We start from the raw sequence: 16,937 nt of genomic DNA on the forward strand, positions 1-16,937 counted from the left end.
CCGCAGCGTCCCAATTTGATGGCGATATTCCGGCATAACTTTACTTCGTCGTCTACTACCAGAATTCGATGTGTCATTCAGATTCCTCCCATCCCCGTAATCAAGGGATAAACTCCCCCTCCTCCTCGTAGTCCGGTTCTCCTTTTCTATAACGCTTCGATAATACCGAGAACCAATTTCAAAAATTTCGGTTTCACTTTCTCAGCAGCTTCCATCACTTCATTATGGGATAACGCCTGCTCTATTAAGCCTGCCGCTTTGTTCGTAATGCATGAAATGCCAAGCACTTCAATACCAGCATGTTTGGCAACAATGACTTCCGGAACCGTCGACATGCCAACTGCATCGGCTCCTAACGCCCTCGCCATACGAACTTCAGCAGGCGTTTCGTAAGTAGGACCTAAATTGCCCATGTATACACCCTCGCGGAAGGTGAAGCTGATCTCGTTTGCAACCTTGTGAGCCAGTGCAATCAAGCGCTTGCTATAGGGCTGGCTCATGTCCGGGAAACGAGGACCTAGCTCTTTATCGTTAGGGCCGATAAGCGGGTTCGTTCCCATGTTATTAATATGGTCGGACATGAGCATCAGATCACCGACCTCGAAATCCTTATTCACTCCGCCTGCTGCGTTAGTGACGATAAGTTGATTTACGCCAATCGCTTTCAAGACGCGTACCGGAAACGTCACAAAATTGGCATCATATCCTTCATATAAATGAAATCGCCCTTTCATCATAACAACGGGTTTCCCCTTTATTTTCCCTGCAACCAATTCTCCCGCATGCCCCTCCACCGTAGAGACCGGAAAGTGCGGAATGGTATGGTACGGGATGACTGTTGCTTCTTCGACCAGATCGGCAATAATACCCAACCCGGAACCGAGGATCAACCCAATTTGCGGCTGAAATCCAATCATATTCTCAATATGCGAAGCGGCCTCCTGAATTTTCTGCTTAACATTATTCATGTGTTTTTAACCTCTCTCTTCAACGTTAATTATTGATCATTAAAAGACTCAAAAAGCTTTCCCCAATGTCTGTCTTGGGGACATCGAAATTTTCAGCAATGGTTGCAGCAAGATCGGCATAAGTGTTTCTTATACCAATTGACGAGAGCTTAGGGTTGTAGATCAAAATGGGCACATATTCGCGAGTATGATCCGTTCAGGTAAATATTGATCAAACTCTTCTAGACAAGCCGCATACCCCTGTGGATCGCGGCGATTTGGCAATTTGATCTCAGGAACTTGCTGACATATGTGATCAAGCGTATGACTTCCTTGGTCATCGAAGTTGGCTGCATCTGGCAATTCGCCAATGCCTACACTATCGAGGACAATCACACTAATACGTTCGAAAATCATATCGTTTCTGCCTCCAGTCTTGAATGCTGGTATAAATTTACCTCTGAACTAAAATACTAAAGAAATAGAATGAAAGGATCTAAAACCGATGATCACTAACCTCTCTGATATTACGATTTTCTCAGGTCTTCCTAAGGATTCCTTATCGCATATCGAATCTTTATTGAAGGAGCGTCAATTTAAAAAGAACCATGTACTCATGTTTGAAAATGATCTTAGTCAAGAAGTTTACTTAATTCGATCAGGGAAGCTGAAAGTGTATCGCATAAGCGAGGATAGAGAAATTATTCTTAAAGTTGCTACCCCTGGTGAAATCTTAGGTGAGTCCGAAGCATTATCCAATCATAATTATCGACTTAGTACTGTTGAAGCTTTGGAGAATGTTTCAGCTTGGCAAATAGAAAAGCAAGATTTTCTTCGAATTGTGGAGCAATATCCTTCTGTTCTAAAAAATGCTTATACGATCCTGATTGAGCGAATTCGAATACTCAATCGATTAATTCGCTATTTGTCGTTTTATGATGTTCGAACAAGAACAGCAAATTTAATCACGGATCTGTACTATAACTTTGGGAAGCAGGAAGATAGCATTTTTAAAATAGATCTAAAGATAAATCAGTCTTTCCTGGCTAATATGATCGGAGTTACTAGAGAATCCATATCCAAGACCCTGTCAGATTTTCAAGATGAGGAAATTCTCGATATTCGGAATAAATATTTTTATATCTTAAATAAGAGTAAACTTGAATCGATCTGCAAGAACACTGAAGAGATTCCAGAGCTTAGAATATGGGACAACCAGTAGACATGTCTTGAATCAATATAACCTTGCAGGTTTAATATTTCAGTTACCGCTTTAACGATTTATCTGTTAACTAGTTCACAAATATGTTGTGAAAGCGATAACTGAATGTGAAATTACATTGTGCTATGCTGTGTTTGTATCGTTATCTTAAGAAATAGTTACAACCATAGAAAGCAATTGACATGAATTTTCATATCGAAGCTAAGACAGAGAAATTGCAGAATCTGTTTTGGGCCTTGTGAAAGCGCTTTCTAAAATCTCAAAAAAGAAACAACAAAAAGGAGAAAATACAGTTATGTCTACTATAACTACAGAAGTGCGCATGAAAAAAGTCCAGGAATTTAATATTAAGAAAGCTGTACCTGTTACCTTACTTTTATTTCTACTATGCTTAATTATTGATAATTCGTTTAAAATCGTTTCTGTTGATATGGCAAAGGATTTCCATATTTCAGCGACAGCAGTCAGCTGGCAATCAACCCTAACTGGCCTTGTGATTGGAATCGGGGCAGTGGTTTACGCTGCACTGGCGGATTCCATTAGTATCCGAAAACTTTTTATCGCTGGGATCATTTTGATATGTACCGGTTCAGTCTTGGGGTATTTGTTTCAACATTCGTATTTGCTCGTTGTGATCTCACGAATTATCCAAACGACAGGTCTAGCATCAGCTGAAACATTGTATGTTATCTTTATATCCAAACATATGCCTGCCAATGAACAAAAGAAATTTCTAGGATTAAGTACTAGCGGATTTGCTCTATCTCAGCTTATTGGTACATTGACTGGCGGTTACGTTTCTACGTATTTCCATTGGACATCTCTATTTTTAATTTCTTTAGTAACTCTTTTCACCATACCTTTTATTTTAAAGTATCTTCCTAAGGAAGAAGGGAAAAACAGTCATGTCGATGTACTAGGATTCTTCCTTGTAGGAACCTTTTCAGCAGCCCTACTCCTGTATATTACCGATTTCAATTGGATCTATCTGATTTTATTTCTTGTTGCAGTTACATTATTCCTTGTTTTTATCAGTAAAAACTCAAAAGCGTTTATTGGTATATCATTCTTCAAAAATGTTCAGTTTATCTCCTTGCTTGGGGTTGCCTTTGTCATTTATTCTGTACAGTTAGCCTATATCTTCTTATTTCCATTCTTGCTTGAAAAGGTATTTGGCTTGAAGCTAGATACTATTTCACTATTAATGATTCCTGGCTTTATCGGAGCTACGATCGTCGGGGCTCTTTCCGGAAAAATTGCGAAACATCTGGGAAGCAAGCAATGCATTACAATGTCGATGTCTTGTATTGTGGTAAGCTTATTATTAGGCGCACTCTTTATACAAACTTCGGTTTTTATATTCGTGATCTCCATGGTGTTATTCTCTAGCTCATTTGCATTCATGTACGCACCATTAATTGATTCTTGTATTCGTACGATTGAAAAAGAAAAAACAGGAACAGCTGTCGGATTTTATAATTTGACACTTAGTATCGGAATGTCAATCGGAATTGCCTATACTGCAGCAATGATGGACCATTCCTCACTGGGAACAAGCTTCCTAGGAATTACAAACAATTTGAATGCGTCCATGTATAGTAATATCCTATTCATTCTCGTACTCATTTCCCTTCTGAGTTTATCTTTGTACTGGGTATTGGTAGGACGAAAAGCGAAGTAATATCACCTTGTTTTGCAAGCATAATAAAAACCCTCCCAAGTTTTTTGATTCTAGTCTCGCTAGAAATTGGAGGGTTTACCTCCTCCCAATGAATGAATTCCTAAATTCTGGTCATTATAAGCCAAGAAGGAGGGGGAAATATTGCCAACCGTTGATATCGCTTTAATTCAAGAAGCCCTATGTCATACCGACGATTTTATCATTCGAGAACTGAATATGGGCGAAGATAAAGCCGTGCTTCTGTATTTGGAAACGATGTGCGACAAGGCAAAAATTGAACTTAGCCTTCTGAAGCAGTTACAGCGTGAGTCCAATGATGGGCAAGTGGCGATGCGCATGGAAGAACTGCTGACCGCCACCAAAGTAAAGCCCTGCCTCTCGGTGCAAGATGCTGTTGACGCTCTGCTCGAAGGCAGCGCCATAATCTGCAGCGAAGCAGCGGGGCACTGCTACAGCTTCGATGTCAGTCAGCAAAACAGCCGCTCTCCAGAGGAGCCAGTGAATGAGCGCTCCTTAGCGGGCAATCGAGACGGTTTCGTTGAGCATTTGCAGACAAATCTGAATCTGGTTCGTAAACATCTGTCCACTGGTGAACTCAGAGTGCGTTATTTCAAGCTGGGCACGAACGCCAAGCGTCTAGTCGCCATGGTATGGTTGGATGGAACAGCCGATACGGGGATTGTAAATATTGCAACTAACCGTATATCATCCATGTCATCATCACACGACTTGCACCCCGGCCTAATTCGGAAGCAGCTGCGGGAAAGCAAGTATTCCATCTTTCCGCAAACCCTCAGCACAGAACGCGTCGATTTCGCGGCAGCTCTGCTGGCCCGCGGAAGAATCTGCGTGCTTTGCGACCGAAGTAGTGCATGCCTTATCCTGCCCGTTTCTTATTATACGTTCATGTTGGCTGCAGACGACCTCATACAAGGTACTTTTCCCTCGTTATTAATGAGGATGGTCAGAGTACTTGGATTGCTGTTCGGCCTAATTCTGCCAAGTCTTTATATCACGATTGTCGGCTTCAATTATGAAGTCCTTCCGTTCTCGATGGTTAACACCATCAAGAGCTCCCTGGAAAACGTGCCCTACCCCCCGATATTTGAAGTTTTTCTCATGATTATGATTTTCCAGCTCATTGCTGAGGCCACTCTCCGTCTTCCCTCGACGCTTGCTCAGATGACGGGTATCGTCGGCGGTATCACCATCAGTGAGTCACTCGTCCAAATTGGTTTCGTGTCCAACATCCTTATTGTTATCATCGCGCTTACGACGATCGGGAAGTTTGCGATTCCATCGACGGAGTTACGCTCCTCAACGACGATGATACAGTTCGCACTTATTATCGGGGCAACAATCTTGGGCTTTTACGGTATGATGTTCGTATTTGTCATCATCCTCATCCACTTCCTTGCCCTGGAACCCTACGGCGTCCCGTACTGTTTAACGGTCAGGAGCGTCAAACGATGAAGACCGTGAATATGCCCATCGGTCCCGTTCAGTTGTTCTGCCTGTTGTTCCAATCGCAATTCGGTCTTGGGGTCTTATCTCTCCCGCATGCGGTTAACGCCAATGCCGGGCCAGACGGCTGGATTGCCTGCTTGTTCGGCGGCCTTTTGAATACCATTCTATTGATCCTGGTCTGGATGCTTAGCCAGCACGACAGGAGCAAAACCGTGTTCCAGATGCTATTACAGCGGCTCGGCCCGTACTTAGGACGCTTATTCATTCTGGCATTTGCCGTCTATTCGTTTACCATATGCTATGAAGCCCTTGCAAGTTGGATTTTTATAACGCATTTATGGGCTTATGAGAAAATTCCAGCTTGGATGCTAGCACTGCTGCTCATAGGCGGATGTACCTATCTCGTTTCCAAACCGCCACGTGTTTTCGCCCGCTTCGCCGTGTTCGCCACGGCGTTCGTTCCATTGTTCATCGCGCTGATCTGCTATACGCTCAAGGATGCTGATTTGCACAATGTGATGCCTCTATTTTCTTCTGGCTTAGTAAAAATCGGCTATAGCACTTGGCAAAGTATGATGTCGTTTATAGGCTTAGAAATTCTTCTGGTTCTTTCGCCTTGTATTCAGATGCCATCTAAATCCATCTTGCGCATTGCGATTTTCTGCAATATCACGATCACAGCCATCTATATGCTCTGCGTGTTCGCTTCGATGGCTATCTTCAATTCTGAAGTGATTAGTTTCATTCGACATCCGCTGCTTTTTCAGTTCAAAACGATATCGTTTAAGCTCATCGAGCGAACGGATATCATCGTGCTGGCTGTTTGGATCCTGTTTATTATCACTACATTATCTACTTATCTGTTACTGTTTGTCTCCTCGGTGACTGCCATCGCAAGTCCCAAAAAGGGAATCAAACTTCCGACGCTGCTCGTTTGTGCGCTTGTCTTGATCTTGCTTGGCCAACGAGAGCTCGATGTTTCGCAATTATCCCGCTTCCAAAACTTCGTCTCCCTTTATGTACCGGCAGCGGCAATCGGGATCCCAGCAATGATGTTGATGATGATTTACCTTAAAAGATGGCTATCAGGGGGGAAAGGAGTTCGAACATGAAGCCGCACATAGGGAGCTTGCTCCTGGTTCTCCTCCTTCCAGGGTTGACCGGGTGCTGGGACCAACGCGAATTGAAGGAAATACGGATCGAGGATGCAGAAGCCTTCGACTTGCTCGAAAACGGCAAGATTCTGTTTTCTATATCCGTTCCGACCATTAAGTTAAAGAAACAAGCCCAATCCGAAGTCGCTGTGCCAATCCTTGGCGCTGAAGGAAGGACGATCAACGAAGCTTACGCGGAAATTAAGAAAACGGCTTCCCAAAATTTGGATTTTGGGAAAACACGCCTCATACTCATCAACAAACGATTGGCACAAAAAAGTTTGTATCCCGCGCTAGAGTCGTATTACCGAGAAGCACATAGTCCGATCAATGTCAAAATGGCGATCGTGGATGATTCCGCAAGCAAGTTACTTCACTTGAAAGCGAAGGATCGCTTGATGGTAAGTGAGTATGTTTACGAATTGCTACAGAGTGGCGAAGACAACGGTCTGATTCCGAAAGCCTCTCCTTTTTTAATTTATTCGATGTTTACAAACCACGGTACAGACGCTACGATTCCGATCGTCAATCCAATTGGCGTAGATCGGGCTAAAATATCGGGGCTCGCGCTATTCCACAACAAGCAGATGACCGGCGAGCTTGACAGCAATGCCTCCATGAGCCTCATTATGCTATCGAAATCCAAACCTGATTACTTTACCATCACTGAGAAGGACAATTCTTCCAACATGATTGTTTCGCTGTTCATGAACCGAGACGGCAACCGTAAAATTGCCGTCTCAAACGACAAAGACTCCTTAAGGGCGGTTATAAGTGCCGACTTTACTTGTGACCTAGTAGAAGTGCCCGATAATATTCACTTCGATGATGAAATGCTGAAGAAACTCGGCTCGCAATTGGAGCAAAAGTTGAGCGAAAGGGCGAAGGAAGTCATTAAGGAGCTACAACATGCCAATTGCGATGCCTTAGGTATTGGGTTGGAAGTAAAAGCGCATCATTATCACTATTGGAAAGCAATTCAATGGGACAAGGTCTATCCCGGAATGTCCATCGAACCCAAAATCACCATAAACATCGTCAAAAGAGGCCTTTTGGAGTAAGGCAAAACCGCATAATGATAACGGCTTGCTACGCAATGCATGTTGAGACCTGCGATATCACTAAACTCCCTCGGAGAGCAATTCGTTAGCTGACTCCGCAAAAACGGGTGTTACGATGGGCGTATAACAACACAAACATCAAGAAATATTCCATTATTTCTATGTTTGCCTACCATTGTGCCATACTTCACGGATCGATAGCGTATCTGCAATACTCGTCGTTGGATCTCCATCGACTAATATCAGGTCCGCCTTTGCCCCCAGTACGATACGACCGCGATCATCCAGACCGAAACGGCGAGCAGTTACGGAAGTAGCGGAACGAAGGGCCTCTGTAGGCGTAAAACCCGCTTCTACTAAGAGCTGCATCTCATGGTGTACGCTGGCACCATGGGCAAGCCCACCTAACGTTGGCACCGGAACGGATACATCCGTACCCACAAGGATATCTACACCTGCGCGATGAAGATCCATTACATTCCGAAAGTTATCTTCCATACTGCCTTGCGGATAGGTATTGAAGCTGGCACTGAGAGTATCGATCCAATCTGGACTTAACTTGGAGCTTACGCGCGGGTCCCTCGCCAATTCCACAGCGGCCTTACCTATAATCGAACTATTTAAGACGAGACATGGCGTAACGAAAACACCAGACTCTGCAATTCTTCTCACCAAGTCCGGGGTGGTTTCAGGGCGATCAATGAATAAGTGAGCGAGTCCATCAACCCCGACTTCAATCGCTTTCTGAGAAGCTTCGGCGGTTAACACATGGGCAATTACTAGCTTGTTATGTCGGTGAGCTTCCTCTACGGCTGTTCTCAGAATATCTTGACTTAAGACAGGCAATCCAGGTGCCGCTAACACAGCCCCTTCCTCAATCATAATTTTGATATAATCGGCACCCTGCCTGACTTGTTCACTCACGAAAGCTAGTGCTTCATCCGGATTCGTTACCGTAGGTGCTTCCCCATGATCATGTGCATGAGCAGCCAACATGGCGTTTCGATCTTCCTCGCTCATTTTTTCTAGCTCTTTACGTACGAACTCCGGAATTTCCCCGTCTCCTGGCATGAGTTCATCAGGATGTCCCCCAGGAGCTGTGACCCCCATTCCAGCAGAACGCACATCAGCGATATCCTCTATTCCTTTCAATTGGGTCTCGCGGCCTTGTTTCGTAAACCCGCCCATCATTTCCAATTCGGTCGTAATGCCGAATTTCAGAGCATCCCGCAAGCCTTCTACGGAAGTGTGAACGTGTGCGTCGATCAGCCCCGGTAACAATGTCCCGCCTTCTGCATCGATAATAACTGCATGTTCCGGTATTTCACCGCCAACCGAAATGATCTTATCACCTTCAATCAGGATTGTAGATGCCCCGATAACTTCCTCCCCATCAAAAATACGTGCGTTAGTGATCGCTGTAATCATTGCGTTTCCTCCCATTTATTAGATATATGTTTATTGGTTGAAATATAACAGTTAGAACTCTAATTGTCAATGATCAAACAAAAAGAATTCTAATATTAAGAAGTTGACAATTTGTATTACGAAAACTAAGATGTTCTTATTATTAGAATCCTAACTGTAGGAAGGAAGCCACACAGAATGTCGAAGCAATCTCTGTTTACCCCCTACTCGGATTTGATCCGAGATATCGGAATGAAAATCAGGAGCATGGCGAATACCCGACTATCAGAGTTGGGACTGAACTCTCAGCAAGGGCAGATGATGGGATATATTTTTGAAAAACAGGACAACGGCGTAATCCAGAAGGATTTGGCCGATCACTTTAACCGTAAAGGTGCTACCATTACCAGCATGCTTCAAGGGTTGGAGAAAAAGGGTTACATCAAACGGGTAATTCCAGAAGATAATGAACGACAGAAAAAAATATATTTATTAAAGAAGGGAACCGATCTCGTTGAAGAATTCAATGAAATATTCACGGAAGTTGAAAGAAGCATTACCCAGGGTCTCACCAAAGAAGAAACCGATACTTTCATGAAGTTATTAATTAAAGTTAAAGCGACTCTATAACAGCCATTCAAGCGAGTGGATTACGAGTTCTTTCACCTGCCATCAAATAAGCGACGGAAACTAAGTGAGGATAATAAGTTTATTTCAAAACTCGTAATTGGGCAGCCGGTGTCCTGTTTCAACATGACCAGCGTAAATAATAACTCATTCCAAATCCTAGTATTGTATTAAATGCTTCAAAAGGTTTCATTGAATTAGACAATGTTGGATTAATAAATGAATCCAAGTTAATGCTGAAAACTTAAATGAAAACAGGGAGCAGCTGCCAAGGCAGTCTGCTCCCTGTTTATTGTCCTATCGTTCTCCCGTTAGGGTAATGAATAGACTTATTCATGCCTCAATACTATTGCAAGCGGTAATAGCCTCTGCAAAATACTGAGTTCTTCGGTTTAATAGCAATTAAAAACGAATTAATGATATCTGAGACAGAAATCAAAGAGTTTATCCAACTCATAAATAAAAGGATTGACTTGATATCTTCCGATACAAAAAAAGATACAATGACAGGCACTACCGATAATGCAATGAAAGGCAAGCTCATAAAGTACCAAAATCTCGGTTTGGATAGAATTGCATTAGTATGTAGCTAGAAAAATATACCGCTAAACGTTAAACTAATGTCACCTTTTTTGTTAATTACAATAATGTGAAGGGTTTCGTGAATGATGAAGACAAAGATGCCTATTAAGATAAGAGCGAATGTATTGATATGCGGGAGCCATCCTCCAAAACAATATGCAATCATAAATGTAATGACTTGGAGTAGATAAACAAACTTCATATAGTGCTGCCGCCGTGGATGATTAGGGTATCCTGTTACCACGCATACTGCCCGTTAGCGGAGTGTAGGGCTACCACGGCGGCAGCCTTTCAGATGTTTAACTATCGTTGCCAGGAATAATCAACCTTTTGACGATTCTTCCACTTTTGCGGAGCTCAAGTGGGACGGCATTCGTTTGATTGTTTCTAACATGGATGAAATGCATTTATATACGAAGAACACGAATGCAACGGCTAAATATCCAGAGCTGAACAATCCGCCGTATCTTGTACCACCGCGGCAATGAATGTGACTGGGCTGCCTTTAGAAAAACGTAAGCAGTTGCCAACATGGCCCTGAAGGAATATTTATTAAAAAGAAGAACTCGAAATATGCGTACAAAAGCGGAGAGAGCAAGGATCATGTTTATGTTCAACCTGTCGTGCGTTGCAAAGTGAAATATCGAGATGGGTATAAGTCGGGAGCGATGCAGCTGCCGGTGTTCGAAGAGTTTTTAGATATTAAATGAAAAGAAGTCCCCCTCGGTTTAAGAAGAGAACTTCTACTTTTTATTGAAGATTTTGTATTGTTGTTGCAGATATAGACTGTTCTTGTTGTAAAATTCTTTGTGCTTGTTGAAGCTCTTGCTCTGCTTGTTGTAGTTGTTGTGCACTTGTAGCAGCAAGTTGATGAGCTTGCTGCGCTAATTGATCCGCTTGAATCGCAGTTTCAAGGGCTTGGGTTGCTTGTTGTGTTACTTGCTGAGTTTGTTGTTGAACCTGCTGATTTAATTGTTGAGATTGTTGAATGGTTTGCTGAGCTTCTTGCTCAACTTGTTGAGCTGTTTGATGAGGGTAAATTGTTTTTTGAGTTTGATCTTGAGTTGTTACATTTGAAGTTAAAGCTAGTGCATGAGTAGAAGTCGATGCTTGGTTTGCTGCTTGTGTTACAGCATTTGCTGCTGCTTGTGTTACACTATTAGCTGCGGCTTGAGCTGCTGAGTCAATTACTTGTTTAGTTTTGTCTTGGTTACTATTTTGGTTATACAAATTTATTCGCCTCCTTTGATTGGGTGATGTGCCCTACAATATAATTTATAAAAGAAGCTAAAGTTATACTAAATAACTCAAATAGTTTTTTGAAGAGTTCATTGATTGATGTCAAAGACATGGTGTATAGCGATGATGTGCAGGCAATAGTATTTGATACAGCGATGGAAGCATATTTGTTAATTGATGGGATTTAGTTTTTTGGCACAAAGTGGCTGCTTAAATTTCTCCGTAGATGAGTACAATATTTATGTTTTCAAATTACTCTGATGGGGTGGGAAATATCCATGACTATACGACCAGAAACAAACCAGCAAAAAAAGCAACAAGAAAATCACGCTAAAGACCAAGATGACAATAAACCGAATCAAAATAGCAGCAGAGAAAAAAAGAAACACAAAAATCAGTAATAGGTAAAAATGATAAAAGCCCTCGGGGATACTTTCCCTCAGGGCTTTTCGTTGTCCGATGCTTTCGGTACATTTCATACTAAAGATAAAATAAATGGCCTTCCTGTTCCTGAATACGGAGTTTTTCTATTGCCAAAGCCGCCTCATGTTAAAAGCGGTTTAATTGAACTATCGTTCTGCTTTAGTTTATTTGAATATCCACCTTTTACTGTACTATTAGTATGGGCTTTAACCTCTAATGAAAGTCGTAACTTTATCTCATTCCCGCGCGCAGTATTTTTGAAGTCTAAGAGTATCCTACCAGTAAAGGCCACCTTCGTTGCGGCAGTCCTTAAATCTAAAGAAAAAAGCACCGTGACGGTGCTTAGGGTTGTTAATTCTTTTAAAAGTTATCCAATTGATAAAACTTATGTTAAAGACCTGCCTCAACTCAAATACTGTTTATCGCGGTTCCTATGTTCTCCATTACCTCTTTTGTTCGTTCCATTAGACTTGGCTCAATTGGAACCTTTTCAGTTGCCTTTCCGTCCAGAATTATCGTTGGTTCATCATCATTCATTTCTTTTGGATCCTCAGTAGGGCTAATCGTTTTGTGTCCGCTTTTTTCCATTATTGACTCCTTTGTACTTTCTAGTGTTTAAAAACACGCTTCTATTATTCCGATATCTCAATCCTTTATGCAGTACGGTGACCCTTATCATAGGGAAGCAATAATCAGTGAATGATTTAGCAATTACTGGACAGTTACCTGAAACTGCATGTCTATCTCAGAAGCTATCGTAACATTTCCCTCATCGGTCTGGATGAAGATCTATAGAAATGTAGTCTTCATTTCCATCATGGCCAATGATGTACCAATGTGAAGATATATCCTCGTCTACTGGTTCCCCAACTATGACTGGATTAGAAAAGACAAACTCTTCAGCCCGGACTATTTCACAACTATAATCCTTGTTTTCTATGCCACAATACCAAATATTTTATTGAGCCATTCAACATCAGAGAGGACAGACGAATTATTTTCGGCCTGCCCTTTCCTTATCATATGTAAAGCCTCAATTCCATTTAACGTTTGAACCGCTGTAAGAAACGATTTGAAACCAAGCCGAAGTAAGTTGCTCCATCCCATGACTTCATTATCGATTTCGTTATCATAAATTAGAGTTTTGCACCACAACCATAGCTTCTACTTGCTTGCTCTTGCTGAAAACTTATAGACGGACGTTTGCTTGTAAATCTGACCTGGGAGCAATTCCGTGCTAGGGAAATTGGGATGATTCGGGGAGTCCGGATAATGCTGGGTCTCAAGACAAAACCCGTCATACCGGTTATACGCTATGCCTCCCTTTCCGATTTCACTTCCATCTAGACCGTTCCCTGAATAAAACTGTAAAGCTGGCTGTGTCGTATAGACCTCCATCATCCGGCCCGAATTCGGTTCATAGACACTTGCTGCCTTATCCATAGCCGCACCGCTTGGATTCAGGACATAATTAAAATCATAACCGCCTCTTGCATACCTCATCTGTGGATCTTGGGCGTGGATCCTTGCACCAATTGTTGTCGGGATCCGGAAATCAAGCGGTGTACCGGCAACACTTTGAATGTGCCCAGTCGGGATAAGATCTGGCATAATCGGCGTAAATCGGTCGGCGTGAATCGTAAGCACATGATCAAGAATATTCCCATTCCCCGCGCCTGCTAAGTTGTAATAGTTATGTTGGGACAAATTCACAACGGTCTTCTTATCTGTCATAGCTGAATAATTAATGATTAGCTCATTGTTGTCTGTCAGCGTGTAGGTAAGTTTTACTCCAAGATTACCTGGGAAACCCTCTTCACCATCTTTACTCGTATAGTATAACGCGACTCCAACTGCGTCTTCGTGATAGACTTCCTCTGATGCCCATACCCTTTTATTAAATCCCCTTTTTCCGCCATGAAGCGTATTGGGTGGTTCATTAACGGATAGCCGATAGGTCACGCCATCAAGACTGAATTGGCCATTTGCAATGCGATTTGCATAACGTCCAATAGCCGACCCAAAGTATGGCTTATTCCCGGTTCGCAAGAAATCTTCCAACGTCCCATAACCAATAAGAACATCTTCTAAAACTCCGTGGCGATCAGGTACTTTAAGAGTCAGCATAATACCGCCGTAAGTCATTATTGAGGCTTGCATGCCATGTTTATTAGTTAATGTATAGAGATATATCGGTTCTTCATCAGCGGTTTTCCCGAAATATTGCTTGGATATGGTGCCGAAAGCTGCGTTCGCCTGAATGGGTAAAGGAGGCCCGACTTTATTTATTTTCTCAAGCGGTCGCATGAATCCGTATACAGGCTCTGCTCCATGAGGTGACGCGGCCCAGTTTACTGCATTTGCAATAACCCGCAAAACATATTTGTTATGATAGGTAGGGTACTCTTCGTGTCCTGGTCGGAAGTAAAAGATTTTCCCGAGTCCACGCCTATAGGTACAACCGCTGCGAAATACTTCTCCGCCCTGAAACCAACTGACAAATACAAGCTCCTCAGGGGCTGGGATATCAAAAAACTCTCCATACATCTCTTCCGTTTGCAATTCGATAAATTCGCCAATTCCTGCTGTAATCGGGTGTGAAGGATCGACAACCCATAACCTTTCCCGCTCCGCCATTGTTCTCCACTTCAAATCACATGAAGTCCCCATTAATCTCCGGAAAATTTTCGAACGATGGCCAGAATGAAGTACGATGAGTCCCATGCCTTGCAATACCCTTGCTTGAATTCTATCGACAATCTCATCTGATACCCTATCATGAGCCAGATGCCCCCACCAGATCAATACATCCGTACGGTTAAGCACCTCCGTCGTTAATCCGTGCTCGGGCTGATCCAAGGTTGCCGTTTGAGTTCGAAATCCGTACGGTTCAATACCAGCAGAAATCGCTTGATGTATGCCTTTTGGATAGATGCGAGCTACCCCAGGGTCTGTTCTCTCATGAATAAATTCATTCCATATGGTCACGCGGATCGGTTTCATTTCAAACATCTGCTCACTGCCAATCCTTACTTTCATTGAATAATCCCTCCATATATCATCCGCCATGTCATTAACATAGGTACCCAGAGCATATACGTTATTAAAAAGGAAGTGATTACATTGAGGATCTATATTGCTGATCACAATGATACCCTGGTTACAATTTCTCAAAAACTTCAGGTAGAATTACTGCAAATGATGTCGGTTAATCCACATATCGCAAGTCCCGATATCATTATCACAGGTGAGCGGGTTAACCTTCCTGCCACGAACATGCCTGAATCCGATAACCGCATCTTTGGCGAATTTTGCCCGCCTGTACCCGAGTCGGAATTTCTTCGCGAGTGGATTCCAATCACTTCCGCAGAACAAATGGCTCAAACCGAATACGATGTACTTATTGTGGGAACAGGAGCCGGAGGAGGCGCTGCTCTTTGGCGGTTAGCCGAACAGTGGGGAAACAACGGAAAGAAGATTGGCGTCGTTGAAAGAGGGGACATTTCCCTGCCTACCCATTGCATGAACATCGCGACTATAAACGGTGATAACTTTCGAATATTAAGACCCTATAATATAACTTATCCAATTGGCAAGCGGCTCCCGCAGCTTCCCGGCGCAAAGCTTATTTATACGTTAGGCGGACGAACTTTGCTCTGGGGGGCAATCAGCCCGCGCATGCCAGATCATGTGTTAGCCCGATGGCCGGTTTCCATTCAGGAAATGAATATTTATTACAATATCGCCGAAGAATTGATGAGCGTCACTCGCGCTTATACTAAGGATTCGTCGATTACCCAAAACCTGCTGAATCGTCTTTGGGAAAACGGCTTTGAGAATGCAGATAACATCCCAGTCGCTGCCGATCTGGATCAAACCAGATTTGGTAAAATTCATTCAAATGTTTTTTACAGTACCATCGTTTCTTTGGCAAGAGCATTAGCGCATCGTCCATTTGATTTAGCCGTTAATACCTATGTTACAGAAGTGGTTACGGATCTTGGCAAAGCAGTGGGAGTTCGGGTGATGACCCCGGATAAGAAATCCCATTTCATTAAGGCAAAAACAATCGTATTATCGGCAAGCGCATTACAAACTCCGCGAATATTGCTTAACTCCAAGATTCCGGGAAGGGCAATCGGCCGTTATCTCATTAACCATTCGTACTTGATTGCCACAGCAAGTGTAAATACCCGAGGATTTTCTGAGCCGCTAGGCGTATTGGGAATTATCATTCCGCAGCATATAGGGCGTCCCTATCAGCTTCAACTCCAAGGACCGGAACAATATTTTAACTATCAATATGAACAAAAGCCGATCAAGGATCTGTGGAAAATCAGTTTTTACGGCGCTTCCGGCGAGGTGGAATCACGTTACGAAAACAGAGTTTATGTGGATCCGTTAAGTCGAGATGCATACGGGGTACCGGAAATACAAGTCAATTTCACCTACAGTGAGAAGGATGAAGCGGTTATCCGGCAGATGTCGATCGCCTTACAACAAGCTTCCAGAGCTATGCAGTTGGAGCTGGCAACGACCCAGAACGGTACTCCAGAGATTTGTTTAATGCCGATCGGAACCGATAACCACGAGTCTGGAACATGCCGAATGGGGGATGACCCTCAGACCTCCGCCACGAACAGGTACGGACAAATTCATGGTATATCCGGTCTTTACATAGCAGACGGCAGCGTGCTGCCCTCCATAGGCGCAACGAATACTACTTTGTCCATCGTCGCATTGGCGATTCGTACGGCGGATTACATCATCAAGTCACTTCAAGAGTCATGATCAAAGTCCTTTATACTCAGAGATGCTGGAATAAGAGGAGTCCACGTCCTACAATACGATCCCGCGTTAAGATGGATTCCTCTTTTGATAAGCGATAACGCAATTGCACGTCCAATACCGCTGTCCCCCTCGTAATAATCGCCACTTTATTTAGTCATTTCCCGAATCCGATAGGATTGGGATTTTGATTGCCTCCACTGGCATTAGTTCCCTACAGATTATTCTTCATTGCACGATTGGGTGATAGCCTAAAAATATTTAACAGCAATGTCTTTCCAGCGAATTACTTTCCAGCATTATGGGAAAAATAATACAATCCTTAGGGAAGGATTGGAC

General features: G+C 43.0%; 16 protein-coding genes and 1 pseudogene. 9 read left to right on the forward strand and 8 right to left on the reverse strand.

Annotation, left to right across the window (positions count from 1 at the left end; genetic code table 11):
* Positions 1–146 precede the first annotated feature (146 nt).
* The 3 genes from L6I86_RS29790 to L6I86_RS35990 are packed head-to-tail and all read right to left on the reverse strand — an operon-like array spanning position 147 to position 1,364.
* Complete coding sequence (locus L6I86_RS29790) at positions 147–968, reverse strand: purine-nucleoside phosphorylase (protein ID WP_236292113.1); 822 nt, start codon at positions 966–968, stop codon at positions 147–149.
* A gap of 25 nt (positions 969–993) precedes the next feature.
* Positions 994–1,143 (reverse strand): hypothetical protein, encoded by a 150-nt coding sequence (locus L6I86_RS29795; RefSeq protein WP_420851949.1) that lies wholly within the window; start codon positions 1,141–1,143, stop codon positions 994–996.
* Positions 1,131–1,364, reverse strand: a complete 234-nt coding sequence (locus tag L6I86_RS35990; protein WP_420851950.1) for a hypothetical protein — start codon at positions 1,362–1,364, stop codon at positions 1,131–1,133. The genes L6I86_RS29795 and L6I86_RS35990 overlap by 13 nt, the downstream gene beginning before the upstream one ends.
* A gap of 88 nt (positions 1,365–1,452) precedes the next feature.
* On the opposite strand from L6I86_RS35990, the gene L6I86_RS29800 reads away from it, so the two are divergent.
* The 5 genes from L6I86_RS29800 to L6I86_RS29820 all read left to right on the forward strand — a co-directional run bounded on the left by L6I86_RS29800 (position 1,453) and on the right by L6I86_RS29820 (position 7,532).
* Positions 1,453–2,169: a Crp/Fnr family transcriptional regulator gene (locus tag L6I86_RS29800; RefSeq protein WP_236292114.1), complete on the forward strand. Its 717-nt coding sequence runs from the start codon at positions 1,453–1,455 to the stop codon at positions 2,167–2,169.
* 295 nt (positions 2,170–2,464) lie between these two features.
* Positions 2,465–3,850 (forward strand): MFS transporter, encoded by a 1,386-nt coding sequence (locus tag L6I86_RS29805; RefSeq protein ID WP_236292231.1) that lies wholly within the window; start codon positions 2,465–2,467, stop codon positions 3,848–3,850.
* Positions 3,851–3,991: 141 nt separating this feature from the next.
* Positions 3,992–5,323: a spore germination protein gene (locus L6I86_RS29810; protein WP_236292116.1), complete on the forward strand. Its 1,332-nt coding sequence runs from the start codon at positions 3,992–3,994 to the stop codon at positions 5,321–5,323.
* Entirely contained in the window at positions 5,320–6,429 is a 1,110-nt protein-coding gene (locus L6I86_RS29815; RefSeq protein WP_236292117.1) for a GerAB/ArcD/ProY family transporter, read from the forward strand. Before L6I86_RS29810 ends, L6I86_RS29815 begins: the two co-directional genes overlap by 4 nt.
* Entirely contained in the window at positions 6,426–7,532 is a 1,107-nt protein-coding gene (locus L6I86_RS29820) for a Ger(x)C family spore germination protein (protein WP_236292118.1), read from the forward strand. Before L6I86_RS29815 ends, L6I86_RS29820 begins: the two co-directional genes overlap by 4 nt.
* Positions 7,533–7,691: 159 nt before the next feature.
* Here L6I86_RS29820 and L6I86_RS29825 read toward each other — a convergent pair whose 3' ends face one another.
* A complete protein-coding gene (locus L6I86_RS29825) occupies positions 7,692–8,960 on the reverse strand; it encodes an amidohydrolase family protein (protein WP_236292119.1) in 1,269 nt (422 codons plus the stop codon).
* Positions 8,961–9,137: 177 nt separating this feature from the next.
* Between L6I86_RS29825 and L6I86_RS29830 the strand changes: the two genes are divergently transcribed.
* A complete protein-coding gene (locus L6I86_RS29830) occupies positions 9,138–9,569 on the forward strand; it encodes a MarR family winged helix-turn-helix transcriptional regulator (RefSeq protein WP_338113457.1) in 432 nt (143 codons plus the stop codon).
* Positions 9,570–9,912: 343 nt separating this feature from the next.
* Here the strand turns inward: L6I86_RS29830 and L6I86_RS35995 are convergent, their stop codons facing one another.
* Both L6I86_RS35995 and L6I86_RS29840 read right to left on the reverse strand, forming a co-directional pair.
* Entirely contained in the window at positions 9,913–10,095 is a 183-nt protein-coding gene (locus tag L6I86_RS35995) for a metalloprotease family protein (RefSeq protein ID WP_420851952.1), read from the reverse strand.
* Between the two features lie 803 nt (positions 10,096–10,898).
* Entirely contained in the window at positions 10,899–11,378 is a 480-nt protein-coding gene (locus L6I86_RS29840) for a hypothetical protein (protein WP_236292120.1), read from the reverse strand.
* A 287-nt stretch (positions 11,379–11,665) separates the two neighbouring features.
* Between L6I86_RS29840 and L6I86_RS35740 the strand changes: the two genes are divergently transcribed.
* Positions 11,666–11,788, forward strand: a complete 123-nt coding sequence (locus tag L6I86_RS35740; RefSeq protein ID WP_276574910.1) for a hypothetical protein — start codon at positions 11,666–11,668, stop codon at positions 11,786–11,788.
* Between the two features lie 9 nt (positions 11,789–11,797).
* Entirely contained in the window at positions 11,798–12,367 is a 570-nt protein-coding gene (locus L6I86_RS29845; protein ID WP_236292121.1) for a hypothetical protein, read from the forward strand.
* A gap of 607 nt (positions 12,368–12,974) precedes the next feature.
* Here L6I86_RS29845 and L6I86_RS29855 read toward each other — a convergent pair.
* A complete protein-coding gene (locus L6I86_RS29855) occupies positions 12,975–14,117 on the reverse strand; it encodes an aldose epimerase family protein (RefSeq protein WP_276574915.1) in 1,143 nt (380 codons plus the stop codon).
* Positions 14,091–14,813 (reverse strand): annotated as a pseudogene (locus tag L6I86_RS29860) (ThuA domain-containing protein); the annotation flags it as partial. The gene L6I86_RS29855 and the pseudogene L6I86_RS29860, both read right to left, overlap by 27 nt.
* Positions 14,814–14,933: 120 nt before the next feature.
* On the opposite strand from L6I86_RS29860, the gene L6I86_RS29865 reads away from it, so the two are divergent.
* On the forward strand, positions 14,934–16,601 hold the full coding sequence (locus L6I86_RS29865) for a GMC oxidoreductase (protein ID WP_338113458.1): 1,668 nt from the start codon (positions 14,934–14,936) through the stop codon (positions 16,599–16,601).
* Positions 16,602–16,937: the final 336 nt, after the last annotated feature.

The organism is Paenibacillus allorhizoplanae (genome assembly GCF_927798215.1).
In the GTDB taxonomy this organism is placed as follows: Bacteria; Bacillota; Bacilli; order Paenibacillales; family NBRC-103111; genus Paenibacillus_E; species Paenibacillus_E allorhizoplanae.